At 69.9% G+C, this 15544-nt stretch carries 13 protein-coding genes, 1 tRNA gene and 1 pseudogene; 8 read left to right on the top strand and 7 right to left on the bottom strand.

The genetic code is table 11. The annotated features are described in order from the left end of the window. Nucleotides 1–359: pseudogene (locus BLQ75_RS20750) on the top strand (methyltransferase domain-containing protein); the annotation flags it as partial. A gap of 102 nt (nucleotides 360–461) precedes the next feature. Here BLQ75_RS20750 and BLQ75_RS20755 read toward each other — a convergent pair. The 4 genes from BLQ75_RS20755 to sp36 form a co-directional block, all read right to left on the bottom strand. After that, the gene (locus BLQ75_RS20755) at nucleotides 462–1886 is read right to left on the bottom strand and encodes a hypothetical protein (RefSeq protein ID WP_092604362.1); all 1425 of its coding nucleotides are present in this window, start codon (nucleotides 1884–1886) and stop codon (nucleotides 462–464) included. A gap of 154 nt (nucleotides 1887–2040) precedes the next feature. After that, nucleotides 2041–2664, bottom strand: coding sequence for a hypothetical protein (locus tag BLQ75_RS20760; protein ID WP_092604363.1), 624 nt, complete (start codon nucleotides 2662–2664; stop codon nucleotides 2041–2043). A 262-nt stretch (nucleotides 2665–2926) separates the two neighbouring features. Then, nucleotides 2927–3394 (bottom strand): RidA family protein, encoded by a 468-nt coding sequence (locus tag BLQ75_RS20765; protein ID WP_092604364.1) that lies wholly within the window; start codon nucleotides 3392–3394, stop codon nucleotides 2927–2929. Nucleotides 3395–3638: 244 nt separating this feature from the next. Continuing rightward, a complete protein-coding gene (sp36, locus tag BLQ75_RS20770; protein WP_019855875.1) occupies nucleotides 3639–3794 on the bottom strand; it encodes a Sp36 family protein in 156 nt (51 codons plus the stop codon). Between the two features lie 152 nt (nucleotides 3795–3946). Between sp36 and bagA the strand changes: the two genes are divergently transcribed. Then, nucleotides 3947–4951 carry an ATPase BagA gene (gene bagA / locus BLQ75_RS20775; RefSeq protein WP_043569338.1) on the top strand — a complete coding sequence of 335 codons (1005 nt, stop codon included), beginning with the start codon at nucleotides 3947–3949 and terminating at the stop codon, nucleotides 4949–4951. Further along, the gene (gene bagB / locus BLQ75_RS20780) at nucleotides 4948–6084 is read left to right on the top strand and encodes an ATPase BagB (protein ID WP_092604365.1); all 1137 of its coding nucleotides are present in this window, start codon (nucleotides 4948–4950) and stop codon (nucleotides 6082–6084) included. The genes bagA and bagB overlap by 4 nt, the downstream gene beginning before the upstream one ends. Before the next feature lie 344 nt (nucleotides 6085–6428). Here the strand turns inward: bagB and BLQ75_RS20785 are convergent, their stop codons facing one another. Continuing rightward, on the bottom strand, nucleotides 6429–6728 hold the full coding sequence (locus BLQ75_RS20785) for a WhiB family transcriptional regulator (RefSeq protein WP_043570956.1): 300 nt from the start codon (nucleotides 6726–6728) through the stop codon (nucleotides 6429–6431). Between the two features lie 245 nt (nucleotides 6729–6973). Here BLQ75_RS20785 and BLQ75_RS20790 point away from each other — a divergent pair, with 245 nt between their 5' ends. Continuing rightward, complete coding sequence (locus BLQ75_RS20790; RefSeq protein WP_092604366.1) at nucleotides 6974–9430, top strand: penicillin-binding protein; 2457 nt, start codon at nucleotides 6974–6976, stop codon at nucleotides 9428–9430. Between the two features lie 117 nt (nucleotides 9431–9547). Then, nucleotides 9548–10348, top strand: coding sequence for a siderophore-interacting protein (locus BLQ75_RS20795; protein WP_244515812.1), 801 nt, complete (start codon nucleotides 9548–9550; stop codon nucleotides 10346–10348). On the opposite strand, the gene BLQ75_RS20800 is transcribed toward BLQ75_RS20795, so the two are convergent. Continuing rightward, nucleotides 10338–10808, bottom strand: a complete 471-nt coding sequence (locus tag BLQ75_RS20800) for a GatB/YqeY domain-containing protein (protein WP_092604368.1) — start codon at nucleotides 10806–10808, stop codon at nucleotides 10338–10340. The genes BLQ75_RS20795 and BLQ75_RS20800 overlap by 11 nt on opposite strands. Nucleotides 10809–11099: 291 nt before the next feature. Between BLQ75_RS20800 and BLQ75_RS20805 the strand changes: the two genes are divergently transcribed. Then, the gene (locus BLQ75_RS20805; RefSeq protein ID WP_092604369.1) at nucleotides 11100–12062 is read left to right on the top strand and encodes a metallophosphoesterase; all 963 of its coding nucleotides are present in this window, start codon (nucleotides 11100–11102) and stop codon (nucleotides 12060–12062) included. 83 nt (nucleotides 12063–12145) lie between these two features. Beyond that, nucleotides 12146–12219 (top strand) — tRNA-Pro (locus BLQ75_RS20810). Nucleotides 12220–12283: 64 nt separating this feature from the next. Here the strand turns inward: BLQ75_RS20810 and BLQ75_RS20815 are convergent. Further along, complete coding sequence (locus BLQ75_RS20815; RefSeq protein WP_092604370.1) at nucleotides 12284–13285, bottom strand: glycoside hydrolase family 25 protein; 1002 nt, start codon at nucleotides 13283–13285, stop codon at nucleotides 12284–12286. 259 nt (nucleotides 13286–13544) lie between these two features. Here BLQ75_RS20815 and BLQ75_RS20820 point away from each other — a divergent pair, with 259 nt between their 5' ends. Beyond that, nucleotides 13545–15389 carry a prolyl oligopeptidase family serine peptidase gene (locus BLQ75_RS20820; protein WP_092604371.1) on the top strand — a complete coding sequence of 615 codons (1845 nt, stop codon included), beginning with the start codon at nucleotides 13545–13547 and terminating at the stop codon, nucleotides 15387–15389. Nucleotides 15390–15544 lie beyond the last annotated feature (155 nt).

Below are 15544 nucleotides of genomic sequence, written 5' to 3' on the forward strand. Positions count from 1 at the left end.
CCACCCCACCCACCCCCTGGTGGGACAACCGCGTGGTCTGGCTGCTGGCCCAATTCCACGGCCTGCCCGACGGAGTCACGATCGGCATGCGCCTCGACCCGGACACCGGCCGACCGGCGGCGGCCACCATGACCGCCCCCGACGGCTCCACCACCGACATCACCCTCACCACCACGAACAACCGATACGAGGTCACCGAAACCGGACCCACCCCACTGTGGGAACCCGTCGAACACGCCCACCAGACCTGGCTGACCCACGGCAAACCCGACTGGCCCCGCCTCGGCATCACCGCCACCCAACACCACCAACGGCTCTGGATCGACCACCCCCACAACCCCACCCACTGGACGCTGTAGTCAGCGGAACCCACTGGTTTCCGAGATCAGGAGAACGCGCTCGTGCCGGACAGCGCACCGAATCCAACCCCGTCAGCGGTGCCGGTAAATTTCCGGTGGTGCTCACCGCGCCTGGTTCGGCCCGGTGGAACCGATGGGCGGGAAGTTGCCGGTGCCGGGAACGGTGGTGGTCCGGGGGTCCTGCTGTGGTTCCGCTCCGACCGCCTCGTGGGAGTTGCCGGTATCGCCGGGTGACTTGTCCTGCTCCCGATGCGCCAGCTCCTCGTGCAGCTTCTGCAGCAGGTTCCGTTCCCGGTCGGTGAGCTTGGCGTCCACAGCGGCCGGAACGGCGGGGTTGGAGTTGCCGTCCTCGTGGGACTCGGAGTGCTGCCCGGCGGGGTGGTCGTTCTCGACCGGGGCGGGCTCGAAACTCGCGATCTCCGGAGGAGACGGAAAGTCGCCGGGCTGGGGGTACTCACCGGGTTCCGGGAAGCCGAACGAATCCGCGTGGTTCGTGCTCGGGGCGGGATCGGGCAGGATGAAACCCGTCTCCTCCGGATCGGGTTCCGGGGGCAGGGAGTTTTCCCGCCGGTGGCCGGACTCTCGGTAGTCGGATTCCCGGTAGCCGGACTCCCGACCGGGTTCCCGACGGCCGGACTCCTGGTAACCGGACTCGGGGAATCCGACCCCGAGCGGGTCCCTGTCGTCCGGCGGGTCCGTGTTCAGCGAGCTGCCGAATTCCGTGGCGGGCCACTCCGTGGTCATCTCCACCGAGGGCAGGTCCGGCTCCGGAGCGGGGAAGTCGGCGAGCGCGTCGGGCTCGTGAGGCTCCGGGCGTGGCGGGACGCCCAACGGGTCCTCGTGGGAGGACGGTTCGGCGAAGTCGGTGACCCGCTCCCGGTGCCTGGTGCCCCGTCTGGTCGGCTCCGGGGCGGGGAGGTCGTGGTCCACCCGCACCTCGTGCGCGACGGCCAGTGCTTCCCGGTGGTAGTCCGGCAGTTCGTCGCCGGTCCGGAAGGCCTCCACGGAGCACTGGATCCCGTGCCGGCGCAGGGCGCGCAGCAGCTGGTAGTCGGTGGGGCCGACCGCCGTGGCACCGTCCACTTCGACCAGCAGCACCCGGCGTGGCACCGCGCCCGCCGCGACTCCGGCCGCCGTCGTGCGCGCGGCGCACCACAGTGAGCGCAGGTTCGGCAGTCGTGCGGTGATCTCACGCAACGCCGCGGACACGTCGTCGATCCGCTCCGGTTCGGTGAAGCGGTGCTTGTCCGAGCTCTCCGGCGAGTCCACCGTGAGCCGCTCGGTGAGCCCGCTGCGGGAGTTGGTGCGGCCCAGAATCGAGGACAGCTCGCGCTGTTCGTCCCGCGTCACGGGTATCCCGCCCGCCAGCAGCGTTCCGGTGACGAATTCGGCGGCGCTGTCCGGCTGTCCCGCGCCCGCGAACTCGCGTGCCGCGTTGATCGCGTCGTCGTCCAGTCGGCCGGTCAACGCCAGCAGCAGCTCGTGCAGCCGGTCGACCGGACCGGCGCTGTTCGCCACGTCCACCACGGGTTTCTCCTTAGTTGCCTACTCGAGGTGCCCCGCGCGGCCGCGAGGCGCCGGCTTCACGTCGACCACCGACCGGCCACGGAACACGCCGGATGCCGAGAGATCCGAGGGAAGAGCGTTTCGGGGCGTCGTGGTGCTGGTCGGTCACCGGTGATCAGTGCGAGCCCGTGAGTTCGCCGCTGCCGGTGCAGATCAGGTTCGAGGCGAGCTGTGCGCGGCCGTGGTACTCCGGCGGCTCGATCTCGGTGGGAAGCACCTCCACGAGGGGGGTGTGGTTGCCGAGGGCGCGCAGGATTCGTTGGATCTCGCCGGTCAGTTCGACCGGATCGCCGCTGGTGCTGACCAGTACCACCCGACTCTGGGGCTCCGAGGCCGCCGCGGTGGTGTCGCGCCGCCAGCTGTCGCGGACCTCGCCGACTCCGGGGCGGCCGCGCAGCGTCGCGCCCAGCACGAGCGCCTCCGAGTCACCCTTGTCGTCCCCCGGGGCGGCCGCCGTGAACGCGTGGCGGCGCTGCGGTGATCCGTCCTCCGGCAGGATCGCCCCCACAGCGGCCGGATCGGCTCCCATGGGCAGCAGTGCCTCGGAGAGCAGCCGGTGATCGGCATCGGTCAGCCCGATGCGCTCCCGTACCAGTTGCTTCGGCAGCGAGACGGCCACCACTTCCCCGGCCGCGCCCGCCAGCCAGTCGCGGTAGCGCCACAGTGACTCGTCCGGGATGCGGCCCGCGAGCCGGAGCAACAGCTCGTGACACAACAGGCTGGTGTCGCGGTCGGTCACGTCTCGTCATCCCCTCCGGGGCGAGGCCCCAGCACGCTGCGTCGAACTGCTATCGGCATTTGCATCCGTATGGGTGATTTTCCCTCGGAAATCTCTGCGATCAACCCGCAACACGCATCCGGCTCTTGTTACTCACAGCTCACTATAGACAGCACTGTCCTCTGAATGGGTGAGTGCATGCTCTTCCGATTCGCCGAGGAGGACGTGGCTCCGGGCAGCGATGCGGACACCCGTTCCCGTGATGACGAGCCCCGGCCCGGCATCAGTGGCCCTCGGCGACCTCGGCGATCAGTTCCACCTCGACCGGCGCTCCCATCGGAAGTTCGGCCACACCGACCGCCGAGCGCGCGTGTGCCCCGGACTCGCCGAACACCTCTCCGAGCAGCTCCGAAGCGCCGTTGAGCACCCCGGGCTGACCGGTGAACCCCTCTGCCGAGGCGACGAAACCGACCACTTTGACCACCCCGGCCAACGAGTCCAGCCCGACGACGCCGTCCACCGCCGCCAGCGCGTTCAGGGTGCAGATCCGTGCCAACCCCCGCGCCGTGTCGGGATCGACCTCCCCACCCACCTTGCCGGTGGCCGACAACGTGCCGGAGACGATGGGCAGCTGTCCCGCGGTGTGGACGTGGTTCCCGGTTCGCACGGCGGGAACGTAAGAGGCCACGGGACGTGCCACTTCCGGCAGCTCCACCCCGAGCTCGGCCAAACGGTCGGTCCAGATACCCATGGCGAACGCACCAATCTCTCGGCAACGGGACCGGCGGTGAACTCCGCCGGCCCCACGGAACCGGTCGTCCCCGCACCGCTGAGCGGGGACGACCGGAGAATCACTCGATTCGAGGACGGGAGCGCGGTCGCACGCCACCGTCCCGACGTCCCTCGTTCGACCTCCGGTTTCCCGGAGAGGAGTGGGCGGGGAACACCGCCGGACGAGCACCCCGCGGCCCCGGCCGGAGAACCCGGCGGGCTCGTTATTCCTTCGGACGCTTCATGTAGGCGACCATCTGCTCACCGGTCGGTCCCGGCAGGACGGCGACGAGCTCCCAGCCGTCCTCACCCCACTGGTCGAGGATCTGCTTGGTCGCGTGGCTGAGCAGCGGCACTGTCGAGTACTCCCACTTGGTCATGCCGCCACCCTAAGAGGCTGTCTCGAGCCCGGTACCTCGGGCTGGCGTGTTCGACCCGGTCAGGGCATCAACCGAGCCGGGTCCGGCTCGCACCGCCACCCCACCAGCTCGCCGAGCGGACAACGCCCCCCGGATGAGCCTAGGCTGATCGTGTGAGCTCTGAATGGGATCGCGACCTCGATCGTGCGAGGCTGCACTTCGTCAGCGGCAAGGGCGGAGCGGGCAAGACCACCGCCGCCGCTTCCCTGGCGCTCGCCCTGGCCACCGGCGGTCGCCGGGTACTGCTCGCCGAGGTCGAGGGCAGGCAGGGGCTGGCACAGCTGTTCGACACCCCGCCGCTGGAGTACTCCGAGCGGCGGTTGGCGGCGGCACCCGGCGGGGGAGAGGTGCGAGCCCTGGCCATCGAGGCGGAGGCCGCCCTGCTGGAGTACCTGGCCATGTACTACAGCCTCGGCGTCGCCGGGCGCACGCTGCGCAGGATGGGGGCCATCGAGTTCGCCACCACATTGGCCCCGGGACTGCGCGACGTGCTGTTCACCGGCAAGCTCAAGGAGTGCGTGCGCCGCACCGACCCCAACGGGCGGCACACCTACGACGCCGTGGTGGTGGACGCGCCCCCCACCGGCCGGATCGTCCGCTTCCTCGACGTCACGCGGGCCATGGCCGACCTGGCCAGGATGGGCCCCATCCACGGCCAGAGCGAGGAGGTCGCGGGCCTGCTGCACTCCTCGGACACCGTGGTGCACCTGGTGACGTTGCCGGAACAGCTGCCCGTGCGGGAGACCCTGGAAACGGTGGAGGAACTCGACGCGGCCGAGCTGCGCCCGGGAGCCGTGCTGCTGAACCGGGTCCGCCCCCACCGGCTGGCGACCCGCTCGGTGCTGGCCGCCGCGGGAGGCAGGGTCGACGCCACCAGGATCCGGGGTGGTCTGGAGTCGGCCGGGCTGGACTGGAACGACGAGGTGCTCGACGGCCTGGTAGCCGAGACCATCGAGCACGCCGGGCGGGCCGGTGCCGAACTCGCGGCCCGCGAACAACTGGACAACGCCGCGCTGCCGTTCGTCGAGCTGCCCGACTACATCGACGGGATCGACGTCGCGGCGCTCTACGAACTCGCCGAAGGTCTCGTCGGTCGCGGTGTCGGAGGAAGCAGATGAACGAACGGTCGGGCCCCGGACGACTCGACATCGATCGGTTGCTCGACGACCCCGGCAACCGGATTCTCGTGTGCTGCGGCTCCGGTGGGGTCGGCAAGACGACCACGGCGGCGGCGCTGGGAATCCGAGCCGCCGCCCGCGGCCGCAAGACCGTGGTGCTGACCATCGATCCGGCACGCAGGCTGGCCCAGGCCCTCGGGCTGGCCGAACTGGACAACAACCCCCGCGAGGTGGAGCTCGAACAGGGCGAGTCCGGCGAGCTCCATGCCATGATGCTCGACATGCGCAGGACCTTCGACGACATGGTCCTGGCGCACGCGGGACGCGAGCGGGCGCGCCAGATCCTGGACAACCCCTTCTACCAGACCGTGTCGACCTCGTTCTCCGGAACGCAGGAGTACATGGCGATGGAGAAGCTCGGGCAGCTGGCGGCCGAGGACACCTGGGACCTGATCGTGGTGGACACGCCGCCGAGCCGTTCCGCGCTGGACTTCCTCGACGCGCCGCAGCGGCTGTCTACCATCCTGGACGGCAGGTTGATCCGGATGCTGGCCAGCCCGGCCCGGGCGGGCGGCAAGGGGCTCCGTCGGATCGTCGGGGCGGGGTTCGGCATGTTCGCCAAGGCCGTCTCCACGATCGTCGGCCGCCAACTGCTGGCGGACGCCGCCGCCTTCGTGCAGGCCTTCGATTCCACGTTCGGCGGTTTCCGGGAACGGGCCGACCACACCTACCGGCTGTTGCGCTCGGAGGGAACCCGCTTCCTGGTGGTGGCCGCGCCGGAACCGGACGCGTTGCGGGAGGCCTCCTACTTCGTGGAACGCCTCTCCTCGGAGCACATGCCGCTCGCGGGGATGGTCGCCAACCGCACGCATCCGGTGCTGGCGGACCTGCCCGCCACGAGGGCGCTGTCGGCCGCCGAGGAGCTGGAGGCCGCCGGTTCGGCGCCGCTGGCCGCCTCGGTCCTGCGGCTGCACGCGGACCGGGTGGCCGTGGCGGAACGGGAGAAACGCCTGCTGGCGCGGTTCACCAGAGCACATCCCGAGGTCGAGCTCGGCAGCGTTCCCGCGCTGCCGGACGAGGTCCACGACCAGTACGGCCTGCGCGAGATCGGTCGCAGGCTGGCCCGGGAGTGAGGCCGCTCTCCGGGCGGGCTACCTCCGGCAACCCGGGGACGGGCAGGGCCCGTACCCCGAGGTCGGACAAGAGTGGCTCGTCGATCCGGCGCGGCAGCGCCGAACCACCACTCGCGACACCGGCACCGTCGCGATCCTGTTGAGCCGTCCCTGACTCATCAGCCCCGGTCCTGACAGCTCCGTCGGAACCACCACCGCGCTCACAGGGTTCCCCGGTGCGGTTCTCGCGCGGAGGGCCGACGTGGCGCGGTACCTGCCCGACGTCGGGCCCGGCCGTTCACGGGACCGCGCGAGGTTCCGCCGCTCGACCAGCCGCGAAACCCCACGCTGCGGGCAGCTTTCCCTCAACCCAGCTGGTAGGCGTCGGCCTGGGAGTAGTCCTCACGGGCCGCCTCCAGCAGCTCACGCCAGTTGCGCACGTCCGGACGCCTGCGCAGTAGCGCGCGCCGTTCGCGTTCGGTCATGCCGCCCCAGACACCGAACTCGATCCGCTTGTCCAGCGCCTCCGCCAGGCACTCGGTCCGGACGGGACAGCCGAAGCAGATGGTGCGCGCCTTGCGCTGCTCCGCGCCTCGTACGAAAAGCTGGTCCGGGTTCTTGTCGCGGCACGCCGCGTTCACCCGCCAGTCCCCCTGTTCGAGCATCAAATCCCCCAGCTCCTCACTGGATCGTCGGCGACCGTACAACCACCGGGCCCCCGGCACCGGCCCTCGTGAACGTGCCCCCGGCACGCTCACGAAACCTTGTCGCTGGACGTGGACGCACACTAGGAGATCTCGGTTCCGTAGCCAACCGACTTTCGTGGGAATTTTCTTTCACGCTCATCACATCGGGGGTTATTGACCGTGACAGCGAGTGGTGTGAAGCCGCTGGTCTTACCGTGTGTCTCGTGCGGCTACGTAACGGCGTGCTCAAGCTGTTCGGTCTGTGTGTGCTGGCCGGCGTACTGGTCGCCGGCATGGCGTTTCCCGCGGCGGGAGCGCTCGGAGTGATCTCGAACCGTGCCGGTGACGCGGTGAACAGGATTTCCACCAAACTGCTCACCGAACAACCACCCCTGGTCACGACGATGACAGACAGGGCGGGCAACCCGATCGCCTACCTGTACGAGCAGTACCGGACACCGGCCACCAGCGACCAGATCGCCGACACGATGAAAGCGGCGATGGTCGCCATCGAGGACCAGCGGTTCTACGAGCACGAAGGGGTGGACTGGCCGGGTACGGCGCGTGCTTTCGTCAGCAACCAGGTGGCGGGCAGGATCACCCAGGGGGCTTCGACGATCACGCAGCAGTACGTCAAGAACTATCTGGTCCACGTCACCTCCGCCGGTGACCCCGTCAAGCAGGCCGAGGCGACCGAGCAGACCGTGGCGCGCAAACTGCGCGAGATCCGAGTAGCCCTCCAGCTGGAGAAGCGGCTGAGCAAGGAGGAGATACTCACCCGCTACCTGAACGTGGTCCCCTACGGAAACCGCGTCTACGGCATCGCCGCCGCCTCGCACGCCTACTTCGGAACCACTCCCGACCAGCTCACGATCGCGCAGGCCGCGCTGCTCGCCGGTGTGGTCAACCGCCCGGGCTCGTTGAACCCGGTGACCCAGCCCAAGGAGGCGCTGTTCCGGCGCGGGCTGGTGATCGACGCGATGGCCGACCAGCACCGGATCACCCAGCGGGCCGCCCGCGAAGCCAAGGCCGCTCCGCTCGGCATCGAACAGCCGCTGGACAAACTGCCCAACGGATGCGTGGGCGCGGGGGCCCAGAACGGCTTCTTCTGCAAGTACGCGGAGAACTACCTGCAGCGAGCGGGTTTCTCCGCCGAGCAGCTGCGCCGAGGGGGATACACCATCCGCACCACGCTGGACCAGCGGATCACCGCCGCCGCCAAGAAGTCGGCGGAGGAGGGCGTTCCCAAGGACAGCGAGCAGATCGCCAATGTCATGTCCGTGGTCGAACCCGGCCAGGACAAGCACCGGGTCCGCGCGCTGGTGGCCAACCGGGACTTCGGGTTCGACAAGGAGGCGGGGGAAAGCGCCTACGCGTTGCCCAGCTCCATGGCCCCGCCCGGGGCCGGCTCGGTCTACAAGACCTTCACCGCCGCGGCGGCCCTGGAACAGGGCATGGGAATCAAGGACGTGGTCCCGGCGCCGGGGTCCTACACCTCGAAGAAGTTCAGCAACGGCACCAACCCCTACGTGGTGGGCAACGCAGAGGGAGTCGGAGCCGGTTCCCGGACCATTCAGGAGGCGCTGGCCACCTCGCCCAACACGGCGTTCGTGATCCTGGAGGAGCGCGCCGGGCTCGACAACACGGTCGACATGGCCGCCCGCCTGGGAATGCGCCGCACGCTCAAGCACCACGACCTGGCCGGTGTGCCGATGGTCGCGGATCGCGCGCGGGAACGGACCCAGGCCGAGGAGATCAAACAGCGCAGGATCGGTGCGTTCACCCTGGGGTTCAGCCCCACCAGCCCGCTGGAGCTGGCCAACGTGTCCGCCACCATCACCAGCGGTGGTGTCTGGTGCCCGCCCACCCCGATCAAGGAGATCCGCGACCGGCACGGCAACAGGGTCGCGATCACCGAGAAGCCCTGTGAGCAGGCGGTGGACCGGGAACTCGCCGACGCCATGGCCGTCGGGATGTCCGACGACACCACGTCCGGGACCGCGGCCCGCGCGGCGAGTGCCAGCGGCTGGAGCCGCCCCACCGCCGCCAAGACCGGAACGACCGAGACGTTCGGCTCCGCCGCGTTCATCGGGGCGACCCCGCAGCTGGCCGGGGCGGTGCTCACCTACATCGACCGGCCCGAGTCCCCCGGAATGGGGATCTGCCTGGGCAGTCCGCCGACCGTCTGCGGCAGCGGCAACATCTACGGTGGCACCGTTCCGGCCAAGACCTGGATGCGTGCCATGAAGACCGCTCACGAGGGGCTGCCCGTCGTCGAACTGCCCTCCACCACCGAGCGCTACCGGCACGGTGGTTCCGGCAAGCACGTCCCCGAAGTGGTGGACATGCAGGTCGACGAGGCGGCGAAGAAGCTGCGTAAGGCGGGGTACGAGGTCGAACGGCGTACCGTCAGCAGCAGTGACTCCGAGGGAACGGTGATCAGCCAGTCGCCGCGCGGTATCGCGGAGGAGGGCGCCTCGGTGCTCCTGTCGGTCAGCAGCGGCTACATCCCACCGCCGCGTACCGTCGCCGAGGACTCATCTTCCGAAGCCGAGGCCCCGGCGGGCGACGGCGGCGGTGACGGGGAAGGTGGTGGCCCCGGAAACGGCCCGGAGGGAAGCCCCGGCGGGGGCGGACAGCAGCCGCGCCGAACCTCCGGGGAGACTCCGGGGGGCAACTAGCACCGTGTGCCATTCGGAGCCGTCGGGACCTCGGGCACTCGGCGGACGGATGGTCCGGCCGGGCGAAGCAGGAAGGATCAACGTGCGAAGCAGTTCCGTCGTCCCCGGGACATGACCGTGACAGCCACCCACAGCACACCCGACCGGGCACCGGTACGCGCTCGGTACCGACAGTTGGAAGTACGTGCGGTCGAACGCCTCACCCCGCGCATGGTGCGCGTGGTCCTGGGCGGTGACGAGCTGGCCGACTTCGTCAGCAGCGGTACCGACCAGCGCGTCAAGCTGTGCCTGCCTCGCCCGGGCATGCCGGTGCCGCTGGGCGGCAGTCGTGGCGAGGTGTTCGCGGGGCCACCGGAGCGGCAACCCAGGCAACGCACCTACACCGTCCGCTGGTTCGCGCCGGAACGCCGCGAACTCGCCGTGGACCTCGTGCGGCACGAGCACGATGCCCCGGGATCTCGGTGGATCACCGAGGTGGCGGTCGGCGACCACGTCGTCACCGTGGGGCCGAGTCCCGCCTACCGGCCGGACCCCGCCGCCGACCCGCTCGTGCTGGTGGGTGACGAGACCGCGCTGCCCGCGATCACCGCCATCCTGGAGGAAGTCCCGAGCACCACCCCGGTGCTGGTGCTCGCGGAAGTCGCCGACGAGGCCGAGCGCGCCTACGCGCCCCACTTCGACGGTGTCCGGTGGAACTGGCTGTGCCGGGACGGCCTCGCCCCGGGAGAGAGCGACCTGCTGCCGGAGGCGCTGCGCACGGTCGAGCTCGGCGCCGACCCGCACGTGTGGATCGGCGCCGAAGCCGATGTGGTCCGGCGCGCCAGGGAACTCTGCGAGACCGAGCTGGAACTGGGCCGTTCCCGGCTGCACGCCCTGGCCTACTGGCGCCGTGACAGTGGGTGGCGGGTCAGCGGTTGAGCTCCGCCTTGACCGCGGCCGCGACCCTGCCGCCCTCCGCCTGATCGGCGACCTTGGCGTTGGCGATCTTCATGACCTGTCCCATGTGCTTCGGTCCGGGAGTCTCCCCCAGCTCGGCGGCCACCTCACCGACCGCCTCCTTCGCCAGCCGGGTGAGCTCCTCGTCGTCGAGCTGGGCGGGCAGGTACTCCCGCAGGATGTCGCCCTCCGCCCGCTCGGCGGCAGCCTGTTCGGCGCGGCCCGCCGAGTCGAAGGCCGAGGCCGACTCGTCCCGCTTCTTGACTTCCTTGGAAAGCACCGCTCGGACCTCCTCGTCGGAGAGCTCCCGCGCCTGTTTCCCCGAGACCTCCTCGGAGCCGATCGCGGACAGTGCCATGCGAAGCACTCCGGTGCGAGTGGTTTCCCGTTGTTTGATAGCCGCGGTCAGATCGCTCCGCAGGCGTTCCTTCAGCTCGGACATGCCCCCGATTGTCCCCTGAGCGAGAAAGGTTCACCCCGGCGCGTGGGAGCTCGTTCGGCGGAACCTCGCGCGCGGCTCTCACCGCCGCCAGGCTCGATACCGGGTAGGTACCGCACAGCGCCGGGCCTTCCTCGCGGGAGCGCACGCGACGGTGCCGATCGCGGGAGTGGGCGGAGTCGGCGTCGGGGACAGCGTGACCGTTTCGCGGGAGAGCACCGAGCGCGAGGGGAGATTCCGAAACACGCGGCGGCCGGACGGCTCGGATTCGCACGTTCTCGTAGGCTGGAAGGTGTGAACACCTTCGGTCGTACTCTGCTCGCCGCCGGTGCTCTCGGGGCCTCGGCGCTCGGTTACGCGGCGGGAATCGAGCGCACCCACTGGACGCTGCGCAAGGCGACGCTACCGGTGCTCGGGGAATCGAGCCCGCGGCTTCGGGTGCTGCACATCTCGGATCTGCACATGACCCCGAACCAGACCTCCAAACAGCGGTGGGTCGAGGCACTCGACGAGCTCGAACCGGACCTGGTCGTCAACACCGGTGACAACCTCGCCCATCCGCAGGCCGTCCCCGCCGTGCTGCGTGCCCTCGGCCCGCTGCTGGACCGCCCGGGGATGTTCGTGTTCGGCAGCAACGACTACTACGCCCCGAAACCCAAGAACCCGGCACGCTACCTGCTGCCCTCCGGCAAGAAGAAGCGGATCAGAGGCAGGCCGTTGCCCTGGCGGGACCTGCGCGCCGCGATGACCGAACGCGGCTGGCTGGACCTGACGCACCGGAGGCTGCGGTCGACGGTGGGTGGGGTCGCGATCCACGCGGCGGGACTGGACGATCCGCACCTCAAACGGGACCGCTACTCGGAGATCGAGGGAAGGCCGCCCGCGGATGTCGACCTGAGCCTCGGTGTCACGCACTCGCCGGAACCCCGGGTGCTGGACGCCTTCGACGGGGACGGTTACGACCTGGTGCTCGCCGGGCACACCCACGGTGGTCAGCTCTGCCTACCGGGATTCGGCGCGATCGTGACCAACTGTGAACTGGACCGGGAGCGGGCCAAGGGGCCTTCCGAATGGGGAGAGCACATGCGGCTGCACGTCTCGGCGGGACTCGGCACCTCGCCCTACGCCCCGGTGCGGTTCGCGTGCCCGCCGGAAGCGACGTTGTTGACGCTGGTGCCGCGTTCGCAGGGGGGAGAGCAGCGGTCCGTTGACGCGACCCCGGGGGCCCCTGTGGAGTCCGGTACGGGTGTGGGATAGACTTCTCGGTGTCGGCGGGCGGCGATCTTCCGCTTCGTCGGTGCGCCGGTCGGGACTGCCGATTCGGAAGTTCCCGGCGAGACCGGGGTGTAGCGCAGTTTGGGAGCGCGCCTCGTTCGGGTCGAGGAGGTCGTGGGTTCAAATCCCGCCACCCCGACGGTACTGGTCCGGCTGTCGACTCCACGGGAGTCGGCAGCCGGACCTTTTTCGTCCGGATTCCCTCAGTTCGCGGACTCGCCGCTGGTCTCGGGGGAGACCGGTGCGCTCAGCCGTGCCGTCACGGCGTCGACCACGTCCTCGTGCCGTGGATCGTCCGGTCCCAGTGCCGAGGCGACCGCCTCGGAGATCATCGAACGCAGCACTCGATCCGGGGACTCGTGCGTCTCGCCTGCTGCGTACTGGCGCATCCCGCCGCCACGTCCGTACTGCTTGTGCAGTTCGAAGGTGTGTTTGTCGACGGCTCTGATGAAGTCGACGGCGGTCATGCTCTCGCTACGGTCCACATAGGATGACCATCCCGGGTATTCCCCGGGGGTGCGGCTGCCGGTGAGTTGTTCCAGAATCCGGAAAAGAGCGTCCCGTTCGTCCTCGCGCATGTCCTCTCCCTGTGGATCGAGCAGTGCTTGCAGCTGTGCGCGGCTCCCCCGGTAGGCGTTGGCGTCGACGGGCCGCTGCCCCGCGACGGTCGCGGAGCTGGTGAACTGCAGCACGGCCACCCGGTTGCCCCCGTAGTCGTTCCAGAAGTGCTCCGGCACGCGCTGGTAGATCTCGCTGGCGTGCCCGCCGTCGTTGTCCGGATAGCGCGATTTCCACAACGGCGGGAAACCGGACAGGTCCGGCTTGCCCAGTTCCCTCCAGTACCACTCGGGCAGGTAGAGCAGCGGTGTCCGGAAGCCGCGTGCGTGCAGTTCGCCTCGCAGTGCGTGCGTCAGGCCGGTTCCACCGCCTCCCCGCTCCACGTCGAGAATCACCGGTACGTCGGCGGGGACAACCCGGGCGATGTGATCGGCCTGTGCGGCCGCGGCGACGCCCTCCCGCTGATAGTGGTAGGCGGCCACCAGCAGTCCCGCGCCCCGGGCGGTGGCCAGGTTGTCCGCGAACCTGTCGTCGACGAAGCCGGACCCCTCCGTGGCCTTGATGAACACGAACTCGAACGCCTCCGACCGAGCCCGGCGCATGTCGAACGAGCCCTGGTAGTGCGAAACGTCGATTCCGTAGATCATCGCTGCTCCACGTGAGGTCGGGGAGGTGGTGCGTACTCGGGCTCCCGCGTCGTGTCCGATGCTCCTCGTGCCGTGGCCGACACCCCCGGTGGTCGCCGGGTGAGGTCCTCGCGACGAGCCTCGCCGAGCGAAACGCCTCGATCATCCTGGTTCGTCGAGCAGCGCGACAATCCACCGACCGGCTTGCGTTGCTCACCTTTCCGTGGGATACCGCATCCCCGATGCGTAGGAGATTGCCCGATCGGGCAGTATCGGTGTCGTGAGCACGTATCCCAGCGCCGAGATCCCAGAGTCCCTGTTCGCCGACCCGGACAAGGAGGAGCGCTGGCGCGCGCGTTTCAGCGCTCCGCGTGTCTCGCTGCCGGACTGGGCACGCGACGCCCCCGAGCGGAGCCTGTACGTCTCGAACGTCAGCGGTACCTGGGAACTGTACGCGTGGAACCGTGCCGACGACTCCCACCGCCAGGTCACCGACCGCCCGAACGGCACGTTCCACGGCACCCTCTCGGCCGACGGGGAGCACGTCTGGTGGTTCGACGACACCGACGGTGACGAGTTCGGGGTCTGGCGCAGCGAACCGTTCGACAAGCACGACACCGCCCCCCGCGAGGGGCTGCCGGGCACCCACGCGGGCTATCCGGCCGGACTGGAGCTGGGGTCGAGCGTGATCGCGCTCGGGATGTCCACCGATGACGGGGTGACCGTCTGGATCTCCCGCGACGGCGCGGAGCCCGAAGTGATCTACCAGCACGAACAGGACGGCGGCCTGTCCGGCATGTCCTGGGACGAGAGCCTGCTGGTGCTGTCGCACTCCGAGCACGGGGACAGCAGGCATCCCGCGTTGCGCGTGCTGCGCTGCTCCGACGGCTCCAGGCTCGCCGAGAAGTGGGACGGTTCCGGGCTGGGACTGGCCGCACTGGACTTCGCCCCGGTCTCCGGCGACACCAGGCTGTTGGTCTCGCACGAGCGGCGCGGTCGCGAGGAACTGCTCATCTGGGACGTGGCGACCGACACCGAGACCGAACTCGACCTCGGCCTGCCGGGGGAGGTCTCCGCGGACTGGTACTCGGACGGCTCGGCCCTGCTGATCGCGCACACGCACCAGGCGCGCACCACGCTGTACCGCTACGAGATCGCCACGGGTTCGCTCACCCAGCTGCCCACCTCGAAGGGGACCGTGGGCGCCGCGTCCGTACGCCCGGACGGTGCCGTGGAGTACACCTGGTCCTCGGCGGCCGTGCCGGGACGGGTGCGGGTGCTCCCACCGGAGGGCGAGGACGGCGTGCTGCTCACGCCCGGCGGAATCCGGGCTCCCGAGTCGCAGCCGGTCGAGGACGTGTTCGTTCCCGTCCCGTACGGACCCAACGACACGGTGCACGCGCTGGTCGCCCGTCCGGAGGAAGCGGGGAGCGAGCCGCTGCCCACCGTCTTCAGCCTGCACGGCGGTCCGCACGCGGCCGACGAGGACCGGTTCTCCTCCTACCGCGCCGCCTGGTTGGAGGCGGGGTTCGCGGTCGTGGAGGTGAACTACCGGGGGTCCACGGGATACGGCTCGGCCTGGCGCGACGCGATCGAGGGGCGCCCCGGGCTCACCGAGCTGGAGGACGTGGCCCGGGTGCAGGACTGGGCCGTCGAGGCAGGGCTGACCACCCCGGAGCTCAGCGTGGTCGCCGGGGCTTCCTGGGGTGGCTACCTCACGCTGCTCGCGCTGGGCACCCAGCCGGACCGCTGGGCCTGCGGCGTGGCCGGAGTGCCGGTGGCCGACTACGTCTCGGCGTTCGCCGACGAGATGGAGCCGTTGCGCGCCTACGACCGCGCGCTGTTCGGCGGGGCCCCCGAGGAGATCCCGGAGGTCTACCGGGAGTGTTCGCCCATCACCTACGTCGAACGGGTGCGGGCCCCCGTGCTGGTGCTCGCGGGTGACAACGATCCGCGCTGCCCGATCCAGCAGGTGCTGAACTACCTCGACCAACTGGGGGAACGCGGAGTCCCGTTCGAGTTCTACCGTTACGACGCCGGGCACGGTTCGCTGGTGATCGCCGAGACCCTCAAGCAGGTCGCCACCGAGATCCACTTCGCCAGGCGGGCGGTAGGGCAGGTCTGAGCACCCGCGCGGTGAGAGGTCGGTGCGGGTCCGGGGTGGCTCGTACCGGCCGCCAGCGCCCCTGGAGCGACACCGCGAGTCGATACCGTGGCCCCACGTGGCCGAGCCCCGGCTCACGTGGTGGTGTGCCCGGCGGTGATCGGCTCGTGCCCCCG

Origin of the sequence: Actinopolyspora xinjiangensis (assembly GCF_900104475.1) — a bacterium.
Lineage (GTDB): Bacteria > Actinomycetota > Actinomycetes > Mycobacteriales > Pseudonocardiaceae > Actinopolyspora > Actinopolyspora xinjiangensis.

Excerpts from the sequence above, each read along its gene's own strand:
- sp36 (WP_019855875.1), bottom strand. The coding sequence starts at position 3,794 with ATGACCAAGTGGGAGTACTCGACAGTGCCGCTGCTCAGCCACGCGACC.
- BLQ75_RS20765 (WP_092604364.1), bottom strand. The coding sequence starts at position 3,394 with ATGGGTATCTGGACCGACCGTTTGGCCGAGCTCGGGGTGGAGCTGCCG.
- BLQ75_RS20800 (WP_092604368.1), bottom strand. The coding sequence starts at position 10,808 with ATGTCCGAGCTGAAGGAACGCCTGCGGAGCGATCTGACCGCGGCTATC.
- bagB (WP_092604365.1), top strand. The coding sequence starts at position 4,948 with ATGAACGAACGGTCGGGCCCCGGACGACTCGACATCGATCGGTTGCTC.
- BLQ75_RS20815 (WP_092604370.1), bottom strand. The coding sequence starts at position 13,285 with ATGATCTACGGAATCGACGTTTCGCACTACCAGGGCTCGTTCGACATG.
- BLQ75_RS20785 (WP_043570956.1), bottom strand. The coding sequence starts at position 6,728 with ATGCTCGAACAGGGGGACTGGCGGGTGAACGCGGCGTGCCGCGACAAG.